The organism is Polaromonas sp. P1_E12 (assembly GCF_056405975.1).
The window spans coordinates 550141-569076 of sequence record NZ_JBFUBB010000002.1 but is presented as its reverse complement, the minus strand read 5'-3'; the positions used below and the strand labels follow the sequence as shown (position 1 = coordinate 569076).

Annotated in this window: 13 protein-coding genes and 3 tRNA genes; 1 reads left to right on the top strand and 15 read right to left on the bottom strand. The window is 60.7% G+C overall.

Annotation, left to right across the window (positions count from 1 at the left end; genetic code table 11):
• Positions 1 to 29: 29 nt before the first annotated feature.
• The 8 genes from oppF to AC1D13_RS08470 all read right to left on the bottom strand — a co-directional run bounded on the left by oppF (position 30) and on the right by AC1D13_RS08470 (position 12245).
• Complete coding sequence (oppF, locus tag AC1D13_RS08505; RefSeq protein WP_457280310.1) at positions 30 to 1016, bottom strand: murein tripeptide/oligopeptide ABC transporter ATP binding protein OppF; 987 nt, start codon at positions 1014 to 1016, stop codon at positions 30 to 32.
• Positions 1009 to 2013, bottom strand: a complete 1005-nt coding sequence (locus AC1D13_RS08500) for an oligopeptide/dipeptide ABC transporter ATP-binding protein (RefSeq protein WP_477665741.1) — start codon at positions 2011 to 2013, stop codon at positions 1009 to 1011. Before AC1D13_RS08500 ends, oppF begins: the two co-directional genes overlap by 8 nt.
• A gap of 8 nt (positions 2014 to 2021) precedes the next feature.
• A complete protein-coding gene (locus AC1D13_RS08495) occupies positions 2022 to 2945 on the bottom strand; it encodes an ABC transporter permease subunit (RefSeq protein WP_457280308.1) in 924 nt (307 codons plus the stop codon).
• A gap of 12 nt (positions 2946 to 2957) precedes the next feature.
• Complete coding sequence (gene oppB / locus AC1D13_RS08490; RefSeq protein WP_457280307.1) at positions 2958 to 3878, bottom strand: oligopeptide ABC transporter permease OppB; 921 nt, start codon at positions 3876 to 3878, stop codon at positions 2958 to 2960.
• A gap of 165 nt (positions 3879 to 4043) precedes the next feature.
• Positions 4044 to 5666 (bottom strand): peptide ABC transporter substrate-binding protein, encoded by a 1623-nt coding sequence (locus AC1D13_RS08485; protein ID WP_477689356.1) that lies wholly within the window; start codon positions 5664 to 5666, stop codon positions 4044 to 4046.
• 611 nt (positions 5667 to 6277) lie between these two features.
• On the bottom strand, positions 6278 to 7768 hold the full coding sequence (locus AC1D13_RS08480; RefSeq protein ID WP_477689355.1) for an efflux transporter outer membrane subunit: 1491 nt from the start codon (positions 7766 to 7768) through the stop codon (positions 6278 to 6280).
• Positions 7769 to 7775: 7 nt separating this feature from the next.
• A complete protein-coding gene (locus tag AC1D13_RS08475; protein ID WP_457280304.1) occupies positions 7776 to 10955 on the bottom strand; it encodes an efflux RND transporter permease subunit in 3180 nt (1059 codons plus the stop codon).
• Between the two features lie 12 nt (positions 10956 to 10967).
• Positions 10968 to 12245, bottom strand: a complete 1278-nt coding sequence (locus AC1D13_RS08470; protein ID WP_457280303.1) for an efflux RND transporter periplasmic adaptor subunit — start codon at positions 12243 to 12245, stop codon at positions 10968 to 10970.
• Between the two features lie 174 nt (positions 12246 to 12419).
• Between AC1D13_RS08470 and AC1D13_RS08465 the strand changes: the two genes are divergently transcribed.
• A complete protein-coding gene (locus AC1D13_RS08465) occupies positions 12420 to 13091 on the top strand; it encodes a TetR family transcriptional regulator (RefSeq protein ID WP_457280302.1) in 672 nt (223 codons plus the stop codon).
• On the opposite strand, the gene AC1D13_RS08460 is transcribed toward AC1D13_RS08465, so the two are convergent.
• The 7 genes from AC1D13_RS08460 to clpP all read right to left on the bottom strand — a co-directional run bounded on the left by AC1D13_RS08460 (position 13088) and on the right by clpP (position 18874).
• Complete coding sequence (locus AC1D13_RS08460) at positions 13088 to 13723, bottom strand: DUF6806 family protein (RefSeq protein ID WP_477689354.1); 636 nt, start codon at positions 13721 to 13723, stop codon at positions 13088 to 13090. The genes AC1D13_RS08465 and AC1D13_RS08460 overlap by 4 nt on opposite strands.
• Before the next feature lie 63 nt (positions 13724 to 13786).
• Positions 13787 to 13879 (bottom strand) — tRNA-Leu (locus tag AC1D13_RS08455).
• Positions 13880 to 13961: 82 nt separating this feature from the next.
• Positions 13962 to 14035, bottom strand: a tRNA-Cys gene (locus AC1D13_RS08450).
• A gap of 99 nt (positions 14036 to 14134) precedes the next feature.
• Positions 14135 to 14210 (bottom strand) — tRNA-Gly (locus AC1D13_RS08445).
• A gap of 74 nt (positions 14211 to 14284) precedes the next feature.
• Complete coding sequence (lon, locus tag AC1D13_RS08440; RefSeq protein ID WP_477689353.1) at positions 14285 to 16714, bottom strand: endopeptidase La; 2430 nt, start codon at positions 16712 to 16714, stop codon at positions 14285 to 14287.
• A gap of 116 nt (positions 16715 to 16830) precedes the next feature.
• Entirely contained in the window at positions 16831 to 18096 is a 1266-nt protein-coding gene (gene clpX / locus AC1D13_RS08435) for an ATP-dependent Clp protease ATP-binding subunit ClpX (RefSeq protein ID WP_457280299.1), read from the bottom strand.
• A 121-nt stretch (positions 18097 to 18217) separates the two neighbouring features.
• Positions 18218 to 18874 (bottom strand): ATP-dependent Clp endopeptidase proteolytic subunit ClpP, encoded by a 657-nt coding sequence (clpP, locus tag AC1D13_RS08430; protein WP_477689352.1) that lies wholly within the window; start codon positions 18872 to 18874, stop codon positions 18218 to 18220.
• Positions 18875 to 18936: the final 62 nt, after the last annotated feature.

The following is an 18936-nucleotide window of genomic DNA, read 5'->3' as shown; positions in this document are numbered from 1 at the left end:
CCCTGATTAGGTCGCAGCCATAAAATCCCTCAAGCCAGCAGGCAAGCCGCTTCAGTCTGGTCGTCCAGGCGGCGAAGCTCGGGCACCTCTTCGGCGCAACGCGCGATGGCCTGCGGGCAGCGCGTTCGAAACACGCATCCCGAGGGCGGCGACATGGGCGACGGCAGGTCGCCTTGCAGCAACTGAATCACCTTCTTTCGCTCCAGCGCCGGATCGGGAATCGGGATCGCCGAGAGCAACGCCTGCGTGTAGGGATGGCGCGGCGCGGCATACAACGCTTTCTTTTTCGCCACTTCCATTTCATGCCCCAGGTACATCACCAGGATGCGGTCGCTGATGTGTTTGACAACCGCCAGGTCATGCGCGATGAAGATCAGCGCCAGGCCCATGGACTTTTGCAGGGCCTTGAGCAGGTTGATGATCTGCGCCTGGATCGAGACATCCAGCGCCGACACCGGCTCGTCGCAGATGATGAGCTTGGGCTCCAGGATCAGCGCCCGGGCGATGCCGATGCGCTGGCACTGGCCGCCTGAAAATTCATGCGGGTAGCGGTTGATCTGCTGCGGCATCAGGCCGACGCGGCTCATCATGGTTTTAACGCGCTGCATCACTTCGGCCTCGGGCATGCGCGGCCGATGCGTGCGCAAAGGTTCGGCAATGATTTGCGCGATGGTCATGCGCGGGTCCAGCGAAGCCAGCGGGTCCTGGAAGATCATCTGGATGTCTGACCTGACGCCCAGCCAGGCCCGGGGGGAGGCGCCGGTCATTTCCTGCCCCATCCACACAATGTTGCCGGCGGTGGCAGGAATCAGGTTCAGCACGGCACGCGCCAAGGTGGATTTTCCGCAGCCCGACTCACCCACCACGCCCAGCGTTTCGCCTGCATGGATGTCGAAGGAAATGCCGTCCACGGCCTTCAGGGTGCGGGCGGGCGACCAGGGCCAGGCGCCGCTTTTGATCCTGAAGTGCACTTTCAGGTCGCGCACCGACAAAATGGGTTGAGATGCATCACGCATGGACGGCTCCCTTGGCCGCAAGTTCAGACACAGCCTCGCTGGATTTGTGGCAAGCCCTCAGCACCGCCGGGTTGTGCGTGGCCGGCAGCAACGCGGGCATCACGTCACGGCATTGGTCACTGGCCAGCGTACAGCGTTCGCTGAACGGGCAGCCCTTGGGAAGCCGCGCCATGTTGGGCGGTGCACCGGGGATGGCCACAAGCGCTTCCTCATCCGCGTCCAGGCGCGGTATGGCGCCCAGAAGGCCCACGGTATACGGATGGGAGGCACCATAAAAAATGCTGTCGGCACTGCCCTGCTCCATCACCCGCCCACCGTACAGCACCATGACTTCATCGCACAGACCGGCCACCACGCCCAGGTCGTGCGTGATCATGACAATTGCGGTGCCAAAGTCGCGCTGCAGGTCGCGCAGCAAGGCGATGATCTGCGCCTGCACCGTCACGTCCAGCGCCGTGGTGGGCTCGTCGGCGATCAGCACTTCGGGCTCACAGAGCAAGGCCATGGCGATCATCACGCGCTGGCGCATGCCGCCCGAAAACTCGTGCGGGTACATGGTGATACGGCGGGCAGCTTCCGGGATCTTGACCGCATCGAGCAGTTGCACCGACCTGGCGCGGGCGGACTTCCGGTCCAGGCCCTTGTGGAACTGCAGCACTTCAGTCATCTGCCGCTCTACCGTCAGGTAAGGGTTCAGCGAAGTCATCGGGTCCTGGAAGATCATCGCGACGCGGTTGCCGCGTATCTTGTTGAGCTCGGCCGGCTTCATGGCCAGCAGATCCTGGCCCTTGTACAAGGCCTGGCCGGTGGCTTTGCCATTGCCCGCGAGCAGCCCCATCATGGCCAGCACGCTCTGACTCTTGCCAGAACCGCTCTCGCCGACGATGCCCAGGGTCTGGCCGCGCTCCAGCGAAAAGTTGATGCCGTTGACGGCGTAGATCAGCCCGTCCTGGGTCTGGAACTGAACCCCGAGGTTATTGACTTCAATCAGGCTCATGGTGCGGCTCAGCGGTCTTTGGGGTCGAGCGCATCACGCAGGCCGTCCCCGATGTAATTGAAGCAGTACAGCGTCAGCGAGAGCATCCCCGCCGGAAACAGCAGCATCCAGGGCGAGACCTCCATGACGGATGCACCGTCGTGGATCAGCACGCCCCAGCTTGTCATGGGCTCCTGGATGCCCAGCCCCAGGAATGACAGCACGGACTCGACCAGGATCACGGCCGGCACGGTGACCGTGGTGTAGATCGCGACGATGCCCAGAAGATTGGGAACAATGTGCTGGAAGATGATGCGCCGCGTGGGCACACCCAGCGCGCGGGCCGCTTCAATGAACTCCTTGGAACGCAGCGACAGCGTCTGGCCGCGCACCACGCGTGCCATGTTCATCCAGGAAAATACCGTGATGGTGATCACCACCAGGTAAAAGGCCCGCCCCAATATGGTCACCATCAGGATGGCGATCAGCAGGTAAGGCACGGCATACATCATGTCGACGACACGCATCATGAAGGCATCTACCCTGCCGCCTATGAAGCCCGCCGTCGCACCCCACACAATGCCCAGCGTCACGGCCGACAGCGTCGCCAGGAAACCCACCAGCAGCGAGACGCGGCCGCCCACCAGGCTGCGCACCAGCAGGTCGCGGCCCGACTCGTCGGTGCCGAAAAAATGCGCATTCTTGAGCGTGGGCGGCAGGCTCATCGCGTCCCAGTCGGCCGCATCGAAGGCATGCGGCAGCAGCCAGGGCCCGACGATGCAACACAGCGTGATGAATGCCAGCAGGTACAGGCTGAACACCGCGGCCTTGTTGCGCATGAAGCGTACGCGCGCATCCGCCCAGGGGCTGCGGCCGTGGATCTCGGCGTCGGCCAGCGTCTGGCCAACAGCCGCGGCGAGCTGGTCTTGTCTGGTTTTTTGTTCAAACAACATGCAGATCCCTGCTCAGTACCGGATTTTCGGGTCGAGCAAGGCGTAGGCCAGGTCCACCAGCAGGTTCAGCGTAACGGCGATCACAGTCACCAGTACAACGAGGCCCAGTACCAGCGTGTAGTCGCGGTTGGCGGCGCCATTGACGATCAGCTTGCCGATGCCCGGCAGGGAGAACACCGACTCGGTCACGATAGCCGACGTGATCGATGAGATCGCCAGAGGGCCCATGACGGATACCACCGGCAACAGCGCGGGCTTGAGGGCGTGGCGCAGGATGACGGTGCGCATGGGCAGGCCCTTGGCGCGCGCAGTGCGGATGAAGTTGCTGTGCAGCACCTCAATCAGGCTGCCGCGCATGACGCGCGCGATGGTGGCCACGTTGATGAAGATCAGCAGCAGCATGGGCAGGATCATGAAACGCGGGGCGAAATCGCTCCAGCCCCCGGCCGGCGCCCACTTCAGCCAGACGGCGAACACCAGAATCAGGACTGGGCCGATCACAAACGACGGAAACACATGCCCGGCGTTGCCGAGCAGCATCACGAGGTAGTCGACCGCGCTGTTCTGGCGCACGGCGGCCACCGTGCCCAGGAACACACCCAGAAAGAAGGAGATGACGATGGCACCCCCACCTATCGCCGCGGACACCGGCAGCGCGTTGGCCACCAGTTCATTGACAGACCAGTCGGCATAACGGAACGAAGCGCCCAGGTCGCCGTGCAGCAGGCTGTTGAGGTAATACAGGTATTGTTGCCACAGTGGCAGATCGAGGTGGTACTTGGCCTGCAGGTTGGCCAGCACCGCAGCGGACACCTTGCGTTCGTCGTCGAAAGGCCCGCCGGGCGTGCCGTGCAGCAGGAGATAGCAGACGGTGACGACGGCCAGCAAGGTGGGAATCGTCGCCAGGATGCGCCTGAAGGTGTAGGACCACATGGGGAATATCTCCGGGCTAGGTCTATGTCAGTGTGAGCGCCTGAGCGCGTCGGCCAGGCACAGCTTAGCCCTGAAAGACCTGCGAGGCATCAGAAAAAACATTGAAAGGCGGTGAAAAGCAGATCAAGGACAGGCAGGCACACAGGGCACCTGCCCGGACGGACATCAATGCTTGATGATGTACAGGTCCTTGCCACGGTAGCGGTCCAGCGCGTTGGTGGTCGAGTAACCACCCACATAAGGCTTGACCAGCCGCGGTACGGTGTATTGCAGCAAAGGGATGATGGGATAGTCTTCCATGATCATCTTTGCGGCTTGCGTCAGCAGCACCTTGCGCTTGGCCGGGTCCATCGACTGGTTGCCTTCATCGATCAGCGCAGAGGCCTTGCGGTTGCAGCTGTTGTGGTAGTTCTGGTCAGAATCGCACTGCACCAGCGTGAGCCAGGTGGTGGCGTCGTTGTAGTCGGCGATCCAGCCGTTGCGGGCGATCTGGTAATCCTTGTCGGTGCGCTTTTTGATGAGCACCTTGAACTCCATCGCTTCGAGTTCAACGTCCAGGCCCAGCTTGGTTTTCCACTCCGAGGCCGCGAAGATGGCCATTTTCTTGTGATAGTCGCTGGTGTTGTAGGAGAACTTCAGCTTGGTGCCGGCCGGAAGGTTGGCCTCCTTCAGCAGCTTTTTGGCTTCGGCGATGCGCTTGTCGGCGGGCCATTTGGCCCAATCGTAAGAGGTGACGTCGGCGCCCGAGGTGCCTTTGACGATCACGCCGTAAGCAGGGGTCTGGCCGTCGGCCGTCACGCGCTGCGCGAGGATGTCGCGGTCCAGCGCCATCGACAGCGCCTTGCGCACACGGATGTCCTTGAGTGCCGGGTCTGCATTGTTGAGCGAGTAATAGCGCAGGCCCAGCATGTCGGTGTTGCGGATTTCCTTGGGGTATTGCGCCTTGTACTTGTCGAAGGTGCCGGGCGGGAGCTGGTAGACCCAGTCGTTCTCGCCCGACTCATAGAGCTTCACATCGGCATTGCCGTCTTCGACAGAGAGATAGGTGAGTTTGGTGAGCTGGACATTCTTCGCGTCCCAGTACGACGGGTTCTTGACCAGGATGATCTTGCTGTTGACCTGCCAGTCTTTCAGCGAGAAGGCGCCGTTGTTCACCATGTTGGCGGGCCGGGTCCAGTCTTTGCCGAATTTCTCGATCGTGGCTTTATGCAAGGGCGCGAGCTGGGGATTGGAGACGACCTCGGGCAGAAAACCGACCGGGAAAGGCGTCTTGATCTCCAGGGTATAGGGATCGATGGCCTTGACGCCGAGTTCGGTGACGGGCTTCTTGCCTTCAATGATTTCTTTGGCATTGAGCAGGAAGACGCCGTAGGTGGAAGCGTATTTGGAGGCGGTCGCCGGATCGACGAAGCGGCGCATGCTGTAGATGAAATCTTCAGCCGTCACCGGGTCGCCGTTGGACCATTTGGCGTTCTTGCGCAGCTTGAAGACCCAGGTCAGAGGGTCGACCTGCTTCCAGCTCTCCGCTACGGCAGGGACGATCTTGCCGTTTTGGTCGGCAGCAGCCAGCCCTTCGAACATGTCGCGGATCACGTTGTTGGCCGGAACGCCCGTCGCCAGTGCCGCATCCAGGGTTTCAGGCTCGGAGCCATTGTTGCGGACCAGCTCCTGCGTCTCGTGCAGCTTCACGCCCGCGGGCACCGTGGCCGCAACCGCCAGGCCAGCCAGGCCGGCCAAGGCCAGCAGCACGGCGCTTGTCAGCGCCTTCATCGTCCAGTTTGAGTTCATGCCTGTTGCACTCCCGAATAGAAAATTGGCGGGCTTGTGGCCCGCCATGGTTGATGGAACGGGGCCCTCTCGTGAGAGGAGCCCCCGTTTGCCTGTCAGTCGGCGCGAATATACCGCCGCGCCAGACGCGGCCCCGTAGGGAGTAACCCTTCAGCAATTAACGTGCCTTCACGAAGCCATGGGTGGCGCGGAAGTCAGGGGGATACATAGGGAACACTTGCTCACAATTGAACGAGCGAGGCGACAGGATGCGGCAGCCACCGGGCACGGGCAGGTACCGCGATTCAAGCCGTGCATCGCGGCACGGCTGGAGCCACTGCCTGGCTCAAGCCTTCACGCAATTCCGGCGGCGAAGCGGCGGCGCCTTCTGACGCCATGGCGAGTGTCCGCAGGGTTGCTATTGTTTTGATAGCTGCTTGCGCCCATGATGATTGGCTTGCAGGCACAAGTCACCTGAATTTTGGGTACCGGAAGAAAATCGGCTGTCCTGCTTTTTGTGAGAATTCATACAAAAATAGCTGCCAGCCCAATAACCATGGGCGCAAGCAGCTATCAATTTTGTAACACGGGTGTCCGGTCCCTGCGGACACCCTCAGGCGCCGCGCACCCGCTCAGCGGCTGAGCTGGGTGGACGCCTTCAGGCTCAAGGCTTCCTCAGGCGGCTCTTTCCAGCCGCCACCCAGGGTCTTGTACAGCGTGACCTGGCTTTGCAGCTGGGCCAGCCGGGTTTGCACCACCGCCTGACGTGCGGCGAACAGCGAACGCTGCGCATCGAGCTGGTCCAGGTAGCTGGCCACACCGTTCTGGTAGCGCAGATCAGCCAGCTTGAAACGCGTCGCCTCGGCATTGGCCTGCGCCTGCTGGGCACGCAGTTGCTCGCCCAGGGTGTCGCGGCCCGCCAGCGCATCGGCGACTTCACGGAAAGCTGTCTGGATGGACTTTTCGTACTGGGCGATGGCAATGTCACGCCCGGCGTTGGCCGAATCCAGCCCGGCACGGTTACGGCCTGCATCAAAAAGCGGAAGGATCAGCTGCGGCGCCAGCGTCCAGCCGTAGGATCCGCTCTTGAACAGGCCCGACAGGTGCGAGCTGGCGCTGCCGGCAGAAGCCGTGAGCGAGATGCGCGGGAAAAAAGCCGCACGGGCAGCGCCGATGTCGGCGTTGGCAGACAGCAGCTGTTGCTCAGCCTGGCGGATGTCAGGGCGGCGTTCCAGCAAATCAGACGGCAACCCCGCCGGCACGTCCACCATCATGGGTGCGTCGGCCAGACCTTTGCCGGCAGGCAAGGCCACCGCCAGGTCACCGCTGAGCGGCTGGCCGATCAGCAGGGTCAGGGCGTTCTGGTCCAGCGCACGCTGGCGCACCAGTTGGGCCAGCGATGCACGGGCGGCTTCGGTCAATGACTCGGCCTGGCGGAAATCCAGCTCGGAAGCAACGCCGTTGTCAAAGCGCAGCTTGCTGAGCTTGAAGGACTCTTCCCGTGTAGCCAGCGTCTGCTGCGTGATGGCCAGCAGTTCTTCGTCGGCCAGCAGGCTGAGGTAGGTGTTGGCCACCGACGCAATCAGGCTGATCTGTGCCGTCTTGCGACCTTCTTCCGTAGCCAGGTACTGCGCCAATGCCGCTTCCTTCAGGCTGGAGACCCGGCCGAAAAAGTCGAGCTCATAGGACGGCATCAACAAACCGCCGGTGTAGGAGCTCGTGATGCTGCCGTTACCGTTGGCATTGGGCTGGCGCGAACCGGTGATGCCGGCATTGATCGTGGGGAACTGGTCGGCACGCTGGATCCGGTACTGGGCCCTGGCTTGCTCAATATTGAGCACGGCAATGCGCAGGTCGCGGTTGTTGCGCAGCGAGGCCTCGATCAGCTGCCGCAGTTTGGGGTCGCTGAAAAAAGCCTGCCACTCGATGTCGGCCGCAGCGACAGTCGGAGCCGGTGCGGTAGCAGCAGGCTGCGCCTTCGCGGAACCGGTGGTGAAACCGGAAACAGCCGGCCACTGGTCTGCAACAGGCGCAGCCGGGCGCTCATACTTCGGGATCATCGAGCAGCCGGCCAGCAGTGCCGCAGCACCAACCGCCAAAAGCTGCGGAAACCTGGGTTTCATGCTGGATTTATTCATGGGCTTTACCCTCACTTCCTTCTTCTCCGGTGATGCCTGCTGCTTTGGCATGCTCCGAATACATCCTGTTTTGCCGCTCGCTGCCCTTGAAGAGGCCGCGCACGACCACAAAGAACACCGGAACGAAAATCACCGCCAGGATCGTGCCGGTGATCATGCCGCCGATCACGCCGGTGCCGATGGCGCGCTGGCTCGCGGAGCCGGCGCCGGAAGCCAGTACCAGCGGCAGCACGCCCAGGCCGAAGGCCAGCGACGTCATGACGATGGGACGGAACCGTAGATGCGCGGCGGCCAGCGCCGACTCGATGACACCTTTACCCTGCGCCTGCAGGTCCTTGGCGAACTCGATGATCAGAATCGCGTTCTTCGCCGACAGGCCGATGATGGTGATCAGCCCCACCTGGAAGTACACGTCATTCGAATAACTGCGCAGCAGCGTTGCCAGCAACACACCGATCACGCCTAGCGGCACCACCAGGATCACCGCGAGCGGAATGCTCCAGCTTTCGTACAGGGCGGCAAGGCACAGGAACACCGCGAGGATGGCAAAGCCGTAGAGCAGCATGGCCTGCGCGCCTGCGAGTTTTTCCTCGCGCGACTGGCCCGTCCATTCGAAACCGAAGCCCTGCGGCAGTTGCGCTGCGAGTTTTTCCATCTCGGCCATCGCTGCGCCCGAGCTGTAGCCTGGCGCAGCGCTGCCGCTGATACGCACGGCCGGGTAGCCGTTGTAACGCACCGTTTGCATGGCACCCTTGATCCACCGCGTGCTGGCAAACGACGACAACGGAACCGGCAGGCCGCGGCTGTTGATGGCGTTGAGCCGGAGCAGGTCGTCGGGCTGCATGCGCGAAGGCGCGTCGGCCTGGACCACCACGCGCTGCAGGCGTCCCTGGTTGGGGAAGTCGTTCACATAGCTGGAACCCAGCGAGGTGGACAGTACCGCGTTGATCGCGTCAAACGGCACGCCCAGCGCATTGGCTTTGTCGCGGTCAATGTCGAGCTGCAGCTGCGGCGCATCTTCCAGGCCATCGGGCCGTACTTGTGTGAGCACCGGACTCTTGGCAACCATGCCCAAAAGCTGGTTGCGTGCGTTGATAAGCGCATCATGTCCCGCACCGCCGCGGTCCTGCAGGCGGAAGCTGAAGCCCGAGGCCGTGCCCAGTTCGGGAATGGGTGGGGGGCTGAGCGGAAAGATGAAGGCATCACGCACACCCATGAGGGCGCCGAAAGCCCGTCCTGCTATCGCTGAGGCCGAATGCGCTTCGCCGTCGCGCTCGTTCCAGTCCTTGAGCGTCACGAACGCCAGCGCGGCATTCTGGCCCTGGCCGGAAAAGCTGAAGCCAAGCACGCCGACCATGCTTTCGACTTCCGGCTGCTTGAGCATGAAACCCTCGACTTTTTCCATCACCGAAAGCGTGCGCTCGTAAGTTGCGCCCGGCGGCAACTGCACGTTCACCAGCAGGTTGCCCTGGTCTTCATTGGGCAGGAAGGATGTGGGCAAACGCAGGTATACCACCGCCACAGCGGCAATGATGGCCACATAGATCACCAGGTAACGTGCGGCGCGTTTGAGAATACGCGCGACCATGCTTTCATAGCTTTTTGCGGTGCGCGAGAACCCCCGGTTGAACCAGCCGAAAAAACCCTTTTTCTCGTGATGGTGCCCAGCCTCAACCGGCTTGAGCAGCGTGGCGCAAAGTGCCGGCGTGAGGGACAGGGCCAGGAAGGCGGAAAAGCCGATGGACGAAACCATCACGGCGGAGAACTGGCGGTAGATGTTGCCGGTCGAGCCCGCGAAAAATGCCAAAGGCACAAACACGGAAATCAGCACCACGGTGACGCCAATGATGGCGCCCGAAATCTGGCCCATCGCCTTGCGGGTGGCCTCCAGCGGCGGCAAGCCCTCTTCGGTCATGATGCGTTCGACGTTTTCGACGACCACGATCGCATCATCGACGACGATACCGATCACCAATACCATGCCGAACATGGTGAGCACGTTGATCGAGAAACCGAGCGCCAGCAAAGTGGCAAAAGTACCCAGCAATGCAATCGGGACCACGATGGTCGGGATGATGGTGTAGCGCCAGTTCTGCAGGAACAGGAACATCACGAGGAACACCAGGGCCACCGCCTCAAACAGCGTTTCTGCGACCTGGGAGATCGAAATCTTGACAAAGCGCGAGCTGTCGTAGGGGATGCTCCACTTCATGCCTTGCGGAAAATAGCGCTCGAGCTCGGTCATCTTGGTTCGAACGGCCTTGGCAGCGGCAAGCGCGTTGCCGCTAGGTGCCAGCTGAACACCGATACCGATCGCCGTCTTGCCGTTCAGGCGAGCCGACGTGGCATACGTCTGGCCCCCCAGTTCGATGCGGGCCACGTCTTTAAGGCGCACCGACGACCCGTCGGTGTTGGCGCGAAGGACAATGTTGCCGAACTGCTCGACATTGGCAAGCTGGCCGGTGACTACCACAGTGGCAGCAATGCCTTGCCCCGCCACATTGGGGCGGTCGCCGATGCTGCCGGCCGACACCTGGGCATTTTGCGCGCGGATGGCGTTGTTAACGTCATTTGCCGACAGGCTGAAACCCGTGAGCTTGGCCGGGTCCAGCCAGATGCGCATGGCGCGCTCACTGCCGAAGAGCTGGGCCTGGCCGATTCCTTTGACACGCTGGATCTCGGGCACGATGTTGCGCGAAGCGTAATCACCGAGCGCGACGGGGTCGTGCGCGGGATTGTCGGACGACAGCATGATGAACAGCAGGAAGTTGGAGCGTGATTTGTCGACGCGAACGCCTTGCTGCGTGACCGCGGCGGGCAGCCGCGGTGAGGCGCGCGACAGGCGGTTCTGCACATCCACCTGCGCGAGATCGGGATTGGTGCCGGGCTCGAAGCTCAGCGTGATGCTGCCGGAGCCGTCGGCCTGCGCCACCGACTCCATGTAGATCAGGCCGGGTGAACCGTTCATCTCTCGCTCGATCACCGACAGCACGCTGTCTTCGAGCGTCTGGGCAGAAGCGCCGGGATAGGCGGTGTTGACGACAATCGAAGGCGGCGCGACCGGCGGGTACTGGGCTATCGGCAGCTGCGTGATCGCCACGCCGCCAACCACCAGGATGAACAGTGCGATCACCCAGGCAAAGATCGGCCGATCAATAAAAAACTTGGCCATGTAGTTGGCTCCTTACTTCGCTGCTGCAGAAGCAGCGGAGGCAGCAGGCGCAGCAGCTTGCGCACCGGAGGCGGCGGATGCGGGGGCGGAAGCCGCATCGGCCGGCTTCGCACCGGCCGGTTGCCACGGCACGGGCTTCACCGGTGCGCCCGGCTGCAGTTTCTGGAACCCGTCCACCATGACTTTTTCGCCGGTCTTTAAGCCGTCGAGCACCACCCACTGGTTGCCCTTGGCGGAGCCGATCTTGATGGGACGCGGGCTGACTTTTCCATCGTCGCCCACCACCATGACAGTGTCGCCCTGCGCGGTGCGCGTGACAGCTTGCTGGGGCAAGGTGATGGCGTTGCTGGCCTGCGCCTGCTCCAGGCGTACGCGCACATAAAGGCCGGGAAGCAGCTGGCCCCCGGGATTGGGCACTTCAGCCCTCAGGGTCACCTGCCCCGTCGTGGAGTCGACCGTCAGGTCGGAAAACAGCAGGCGGCCGGGACGGGCGTATTCGGTGCCATCTTCGAGCACGATGCGCACGCTGGCCGCTTCGGCGCCCGTGGCACGTTTGAACTGACCACTTTCCATGGCAGCACGCAGCTTCATGATTTCAGGGGCGGATTGCGTGAAGTTCACATACATCGGGTTGATCTGCTGGACGACAGCCAGCTGGGTGGCCTCGCCTTGGCCGACCAAAGCGCCTTCGGTGACCAGCGCACGGCCAATGCGGCCCGAGATTGGGGCTGTCACTGCGGCGTAGCTCAGGTTGATGCTGGCTGTCTGCACATTCGCCTTGCCCACAGCAACGTCGGCCTCCGCCTGCTTTTGCGCTGCAACGGCGTTGGCATATTCCTGCTTGCTGATGGCGTTGGCCTCTACCAGCGGCTTGTAACGCTCGGCCAATGCGGCGGCCTGCGCCAGGTTGGCCTCAGCGCGCGCCTGGCCCGCTTTCGCGCTGGCGGCGGCGGCGGCATATGGTGCGGGATCAATCGTGAACAGCGCCTGCCCTTCTTTTACGTCGCTGCCTTCACGGAACAGCCGTTTTTGCAGGATACCGGCCGCGCGGGCCCTGACCTGTGCCACGCGTGAAGCCTCCAGGCGGCCCGGCAACTCGGTCACCAGACCGACGTCACCCTGGGTAACTGTCACCACACCCACTTCCGCAGGAGGCGGTGCCCCGCCGGGAGCACCGGCACCCTTGCCGCATCCGGCCAGGAACAATGTGAGTGCAGCAACCAGGACGAGAGGCTGGTATGGCGCAAAAGAGGAGAATAAAGGCGAATGGACAATGCGAGACTTGGGCATGCTGATCCTCAAAATTTGGGAAAAAAGCGGAAAGCGGAATATGTGAGCGGCGTTTGATGCAAGTCATCGTTTTGCCGAAAACAAAAAGAATAAGGGTTTTTACGAGTGATATAGTTTACATACATTTGTGAATGTATACGACAACCCGCTAAATTGACTTGCAGGAGACATGGATTGGCCCGTCGGACAAAAGAAGAAGCCATGGCGACCCGGCACAAGCTGCTGGATGCGGCTGAACATCTATTTCAGGCTCAAGGTGTCTCACGCACGAGCTTGCAGGACATTGCACGCCGCGCAGGCGCCACACGCGGTGCGGTCTACTGGCATTTCAAGGACAAGGCAGACCTGTTCAACGCCATGATGGAGCGGGTTACCCTGCCCATGGAGAACTCGTTCAACCAGGAAATAGACCCGCAGCAACATCCGGGCGAGGACTTCCTCAATCCGATGGACAGGATACGACGCTCCACTGCCAACGCGCTGCGACAAATTGTGACCGACGCGCAAACGCGGCGCGTCTTTGAAGTCGCGACCCAGAAGGTCGAATATGTGGAAGAACTCCAGGCGGTTCGCCTGCGTCATCTGGCAGTGCGCGGTGGTTTTTTATCCGGCATCCAGCAAAGCATAGAGGCGGCAGCTGCACAAATGCGCCTCCAGTTGCCTGCGCCGGCTTCAGCGGCGGCGCAGGGGCTGCATGCGCTGATCGATGGCCTGATACAGAACTGGCTGCTGGATCCGGGGGCTTTTGACCTGCTGGAAGTCGGCCAGCATGCGATAGACGTTTACCTGCGGGGACTCGGCTTTCCTGGCTCGCCCGCAGCCTCAGACTCACCCAAGCCGGCTTAGTGCAAATGCCGGGGCTTGCGGCCACCGCCGCCATGGCCGGAGCCACCTTGGGGTCCGCCCAGGCCGCGCGGCGGTTTACCGAGTTGCATGGAGTTCACCAGTGCATCAAAGCGCTGCTCGAACAGCTTGTCGACGGCCGCAACGACCTCACCGAGCTCTGATCCGTCAAAGTGGCGCTCCATCAGGCCGATCATGTCCTGGACCAGGAGATCGCGCTGCACCTGCATGATCGCTGCCGGCGTGGGACCTACAAAATACATCGCGAAATCATCACGGGCGTCCTCTTCGTCTGCGCCTTCATCTTCGTCAAAGTCGGAGTCGTAGAAGGTCACTTCGATGGGAGCGCCCGCTTCAGCGAGGTCGTTCAGGCCCATGCACATTTCGTCGAGCGCCTGGCGAAAGTCTTCGTCGCCAGGGACTGTCCAGCACATTTGAAGCAAATGTTTTTGCGCGTCGAACCGGATGCCCGGCTCTTCCTCATAAGCGCTGGCAGCACCGGCCGCCAGGGACTTGGAGCCGGTGTATTTCCACAGTGGCTTGAGAGCCTCCTGCAGCTGTTCAAAATTAACGTCCGCGCGCAATGGCACTTCGCCGTGGACGTGGATCTCAAAAGGTGTGTTGTAGCGGGACATGATGGAATTTATCTTACCCAGTTTTCGAAAGCGCGCCCGGCGCGTGGGTGAGCCGCCCAATCGTGGTGCCTGAGACCGGAATCGAACCGGTACGCCCGTTATTCACGAAGCGGCGGATTTTAAGTCCGCTGTGTCTACCTATTTCACCACTCAGGCTCAAACGCCGTTTTCAAACGGCCGGCAGCGTATTGTCAAACAAAAAAGCCCCTTAACTGGGGCTGGTTGCAGGGAGCTGTGATGGAGGCGCGGGCCGGAGTCGAACCGACCTACTCGGATTTGCAATCCGGTACATAACCGCTTTGTTACCGCGCCGTATTCTGTCTGCTTGATAAAGCCCGACGGCTTTACCCAATAATCCAACGAAACCCCCAATGAAAAAGGACAGCATTTTTAAAGTGCTGCCCTTTGAATTGGAGCGGGAGAAGAGTCTCGAACTCTCGACCTCAACCTTGGCAAGGTTGCGCTCTACCAACTGAGCTACTCCCGCGATTACAGCCTCAAATTATAGCGTAGTTTTTTGAGCTTTTCCAAAAGCCGCAAAAAACTTTGCGAAAGGCCTCATTAATGCTTCACCGTACCGGCTGCTTCCGCAGGCGGAACCACAGCAGCCGGCGCAACAACAGCGGCTTCCTCGTCGGTCAGCGGAACAGGCTGGCGCTCGAGCGCAACCTGCAACACCTGGTCGATCCATTTCACCGGCACGATCTCCAGGCCGCTCTTGACGTTGTCTGGAATCTCCTGCAGGTCCTTGGCATTTTCCTCGGGGATCAGCACGGTCTTGATGCCACCCCTCAAGGCGGCGAGCAGCTTTTCCTTGAGCCCGCCGATGGCCGTGACCTCGCCGCGCAGGGTGATCTCACCCGTCATGGCCACATCACCACGCACAGGGATACCCGTCATCGCGGAAACAAAAGCAGTGGTCATCGCGGCGCCCGCGCTTGGACCGTCCTTGGGCGTCGCACCGTCCGGTACGTGGATATGGATATCGCGCTTTTCGAACATCTCGTCCTTGATGCCGAGAACCTTGGAGCGGCTGCGCACCACCGTGCGTGCGGCTTCGACGGATTCCTTCATGACATCGCCCAGCGATCCCGTACGTGTGATCACGCCCTTGCCGGGCATCATGGCAGCCTCAATCGTCAGCAAGTCGCCGCCGACTTCCGTCCAGGCCAGCCCCACCACCTGGCCGACCTGGTTTTGTTGTTCGGCACGGCCATAGTTGAACTTGCGCACCCCCAGAAAATCGTTGAGGTTATCGGGTGTCACGACGACCTTGGGTGTCATCTTCTTGAGCTGGATTCCCTTGACCACCTTGCGGCAGATCTTGGAGAGTTCGCGTTCAAGCGAGCGCACGCCGGCTTCACGTGTGTAGTAACGCACGATGTCGCGCACGGCCTGCTCCTGCACTTCAAGCTCTTCTTCCTTCACGCCGTTGTTCTTGACCTGCTTGGGCAACAGATAGCGCATCGCGATGCTGGTCTTTTCGTCTTCGGTGTAACCGGACAGGCGAATAACCTCCATGCGGTCCAGCAAGGCCGGCGGAATATTCATCGAGTTCGAGGTTGCCACGAACATCACATCGCTCAGGTCGAAGTCCACCTCGACATAGTGGTCACCGAAGGTGTGATTCTGCTCAGGGTCGAGCACCTCCAGCAGCGCGCTGGAGGGGTCACCACGGAAGTCGGTGCCCAGCTTGTCAATCTCATCCAGCAGGAACAGCGGATTGCGCGTGCCGGCCTTGGTCAGGCTCTGCAGAACCTTGCCCGGCAAGGCGCCGATATAGGTGCGGCGATGGCCGCGAATTTCAGCCTCATCGCGCATGCCGCCCAAAGCCATACGCACGTACTTGCGGCCCGTAGCTTTGGCGATCGACTGGCCCAGGGAGGTTTTACCAACCCCCGGAGGCCCAACCAGACACAGGATCGGAGCCTTGAGCTTGTCCACGCGCTGCTGCACCGCAAGATACTCAACAATACGGTCTTTGACTTTTTCAAGACCGTAGTGGTCTTCGTTAAGAACGTTCTCGGCGTTGCCCAGGTCGTGCTTGATCTTGGTCTTTTTGCTCCACGGCAGGCCGGTCAACACATCGATATAGGTGCGCACCACGGTCGCCTCGGCGGACATGGGCGACATGAGCTTGAGTTTTTTGAGCTCGCTCTCGGCCTTTTTACGGGCTTCCTGCGGCATCTTGGCGGTCTTGATCTTTTTCTCGATCTCTTCGATGTCCGCCCCCTCTTCGCCTTCGCCTAGTTCCTTCTGGATGGCCTTGACCTGCTCGTTGAGGTAGAAATCGCGCTGGTTCTTTTCCATCTGACGCTTCACACGCCCACGGATTTTTTTGTCGACGTTGAGGATGTCGACCTCACGCTCAAGCTGTTCGTACAGGTTCTCTAGCCGGGCCTTGACCTTGTCAAGATCCAGGATCACCTGCTTCGCATCCAGCTTGAGGGGAAGGTGCGCGGCGATCGTGTCGGCCAGGCGTCCCGCATCGTCGATGCTGGAAATCGAGGTCAGTATCTCGGGCGGAATTTTCTTGTTCAGTTTGACGTAGTGGTCAAACTGCTGCATCACGGCACGGCGCAGAGCTTCAATCTCACTGGTCTTGTCACCGGCGATCACCACCACCGGCTCAACAGGTGTGACATTGGCCGTGAAATGCTGCTCGCCCTCTTCGATCTTGTTCACGCTGGCGCGCTGCTGTCCTTCCACCAAAACCTTGACGGTACCGTCAGGCAATTTGAGCAGTTGCAGGATCGTGGCAACACAGCCCACCTGGAACATATCTTCCACCGAAGGCTCATCCTTGGCAGCGGCTTTTTGTGCCACCAGCATGATGCGGCGCTCGGCTTCCATGGCCGACTCCAGCGCCTTGATGCTCTTGGGGCGACCCACGAACAGCGGGATCACCATGTGCGGAAAGACCACCACATCCCGCAGAGGCAGGAGAGGAAGGTCAATGGGGGTGGAAGGCAATGAAGTTTGTCCGGACATATAAACCTTAAACGTTGGCCGTGGCAGCCAGTTGCATGGCCCGGCGAAACACAATCAACCCAGACATGGGGCGCAGGAGGCGCTTTTCAAGCATTCCGGCCAGCCTTTTGGGGTGTTCAGGCTTTCTTGGCCGCTTCACGGTACACAAGCAAGGGAGCTTTGTTTTCTTCGATTGTGGACTCGTCCACCACCACTTTATCCACATTGCTGGCATTCGGCAGGTCGAACATGGTGTCGATCAGCGACTGCTCCAGGATGGAACGCAAGCCGCGCGCACCGGTTTTACGGGCCAGCGCCCTGCGGGCAATGGCTTTGAGTGCGGAGGGCCGGATTTCCAGATCAACCCCTTCCATGGCCAGCAACTTGCTGAATTGTTTGACCACGGCATTTTTGGGTTCTGTCAGGATTTGCACGAGTGCGTCTTCTGTGAGCTCGGCCAGCGTCGCCACGACCGGCATCCGGCCGACCAGCTCAGGAATCAGCCCGAACTTGATCAGGTCTTCAGGCTCGACATCCTTGAAGGCTTCGGTCAGGCTGCGGGCCTTCTTGCTCTTGACGGCGGCGCCAAAACCGATCCCGGAAGCTTCGGTCCGGTTCTCGATGACCTTTTCCAGACCTGAGAATGCACCGCCGCAGATAAACAGGATATTCGTGGTGTCCACCTGCAAGAAGTCCTGGTTGGGGTGCTTGCGGCCGCCCTGTGGCGGCACCGACGCCATCGTTCCTTCAATCAGCTTGAGCAGCGCCTGCTGCACACCCTCGCCTGACACGTCACGCGTGATGGACGGGTTATCGGACTTGCGCGAAATCTTGTCAATTTCGTCAATGTAGACGATTCCCTGCTGGGCACGTTCAACTTCGTAATTGCAGCTCTGCAGCAGCTTTTGGATGATGTTTTCGACGTCCTCACCGACATAACCGGCTTCGGTCAGCGTAGTAGCGTCGGCCATCACAAAGGGAACGTTGAGCGTACGCGCGAGCGTTTGGGCCAGCAGGGTCTTGCCGGAACCGGTGGGGCCGATCAGCAAAATATTGCTTTTGGTCAGCTCCACATCGTCTTTTTTGGCTTTTTCCTTATGGCGCAGGCGTTTGTAATGGTTGTACACCGCCACTGCAAGGGTGCGCTTGGCCGGTTCCTGGCCAATAACATAGCCGTCCAGTGTTCCCTTGATCTCTGAGGGCGTGGGCAGGTCGGTGCGCGTCTCGCGAACGTCGTCACCAGCGGGAAGTTCGTCGCGAATGATCTCGTTGCAAAGATCGATGCACTCGTCACAGATAAAAACCGAAGGGCCAGCGATCAGTTTTTTGACTTCGTGCTGACTTTTACCGCAGAAGGAGCAGTGCAAAGTCTTTTCGCTGGAGGAGCCTTTTTTCTCGGCCATTGGGGGGATGCCTTTAAGGAGCCTGAAGGGGGAACTGTTACCTAATGATAACCAATAAAAAAACGGCGTTTCTGTTACAGAAAACGCCGTTGTTGCGGTGCAACTGAAGAACTTTCGACGCTCAGGGCCGCTTGGAAATGACCTGGTCGACCAGCCCGTACTCTTTGGCGTCTTCCGCAAACATGAAATAGTCACGTTCGGTGTCGCGCTCGATCTTTTCGATAGGCTGGCCGGTATTGGCCGCCAGGATGCGATTGAGCTGATCCCGCGTCTTGAGAATGTCTCGGGCATGGATTTCAATGTCCGACGCCTGGCCTTGCGCACCACCGGATGGTTGGTGAATCATGACGCGCGAGTTGGGCAGCGAAAAGCGCTTGCCTTTGGTGCCGGCCGACAGCAGGAAAGCACCCATGCTGGCCGCCATGCCCACGCACAGGGTGGAAACGTCGGGCTTGATGAATTGCATGGTGTCGTAAATCGCCATGCCGGCCGTCACGGAACCGCCGGGGGAGTTGATGTAGAAGGAAATGTCCTTGTCCGGGTTTTCGCTTTCCAGGAAGAGGAGCTGGGCCACCACCAGGTTGGCCGTCTGGTCATTCACCGGACCCACCAGGAAAATCACGCGCTCCTTGAGCAGGCGCGAGTAAATGTCGTAAGAGCGCTCGCCGCGGCCGGACTGCTCGATGACCATGGGCACCATGCCCAGGCCTTGCGCACCCTGAGCGCCTGCTTGCGGGCCGGTATAGCTGCCGCCGTAAATACTGTTTCGGACCATCATGTTTTCTCCAGAGATGTTTGTACTGTACCCAAAAACTCCCCCAGGGAGTTTCGGCGATGGCT

Bases quoted from the DNA above. Each gene is read 5' to 3' on its own strand.
- oppF (WP_457280310.1), bottom strand. From the start codon at position 1,016: ATGCGTGATGCATCTCAACCCATTTTGTCGGTGCGCGACCTGAAAGTG.
- AC1D13_RS08500 (WP_477665741.1), bottom strand. From the start codon at position 2,013: ATGAGCCTGATTGAAGTCAATAACCTCGGGGTTCAGTTCCAGACCCAG.
- AC1D13_RS08495 (WP_457280308.1), bottom strand. From the start codon at position 2,945: ATGTTGTTTGAACAAAAAACCAGACAAGACCAGCTCGCCGCGGCTGTT.
- oppB (WP_457280307.1), bottom strand. From the start codon at position 3,878: ATGTGGTCCTACACCTTCAGGCGCATCCTGGCGACGATTCCCACCTTG.
- AC1D13_RS08485 (WP_477689356.1), bottom strand. From the start codon at position 5,666: ATGAACTCAAACTGGACGATGAAGGCGCTGACAAGCGCCGTGCTGCTG.
- AC1D13_RS08480 (WP_477689355.1), bottom strand. From the start codon at position 7,768: ATGAAACCCAGGTTTCCGCAGCTTTTGGCGGTTGGTGCTGCGGCACTG.
- AC1D13_RS08475 (WP_457280304.1), bottom strand. From the start codon at position 10,955: ATGGCCAAGTTTTTTATTGATCGGCCGATCTTTGCCTGGGTGATCGCA.
- AC1D13_RS08470 (WP_457280303.1), bottom strand. From the start codon at position 12,245: ATGCCCAAGTCTCGCATTGTCCATTCGCCTTTATTCTCCTCTTTTGCG.
- AC1D13_RS08460 (WP_477689354.1), bottom strand. From the start codon at position 13,723: ATGTCCCGCTACAACACACCTTTTGAGATCCACGTCCACGGCGAAGTG.
- lon (WP_477689353.1), bottom strand. From the start codon at position 16,714: ATGTCCGGACAAACTTCATTGCCTTCCACCCCCATTGACCTTCCTCTC.
- clpX (WP_457280299.1), bottom strand. From the start codon at position 18,096: ATGGCCGAGAAAAAAGGCTCCTCCAGCGAAAAGACTTTGCACTGCTCC.
- clpP (WP_477689352.1), bottom strand. From the start codon at position 18,874: ATGATGGTCCGAAACAGTATTTACGGCGGCAGCTATACCGGCCCGCAA.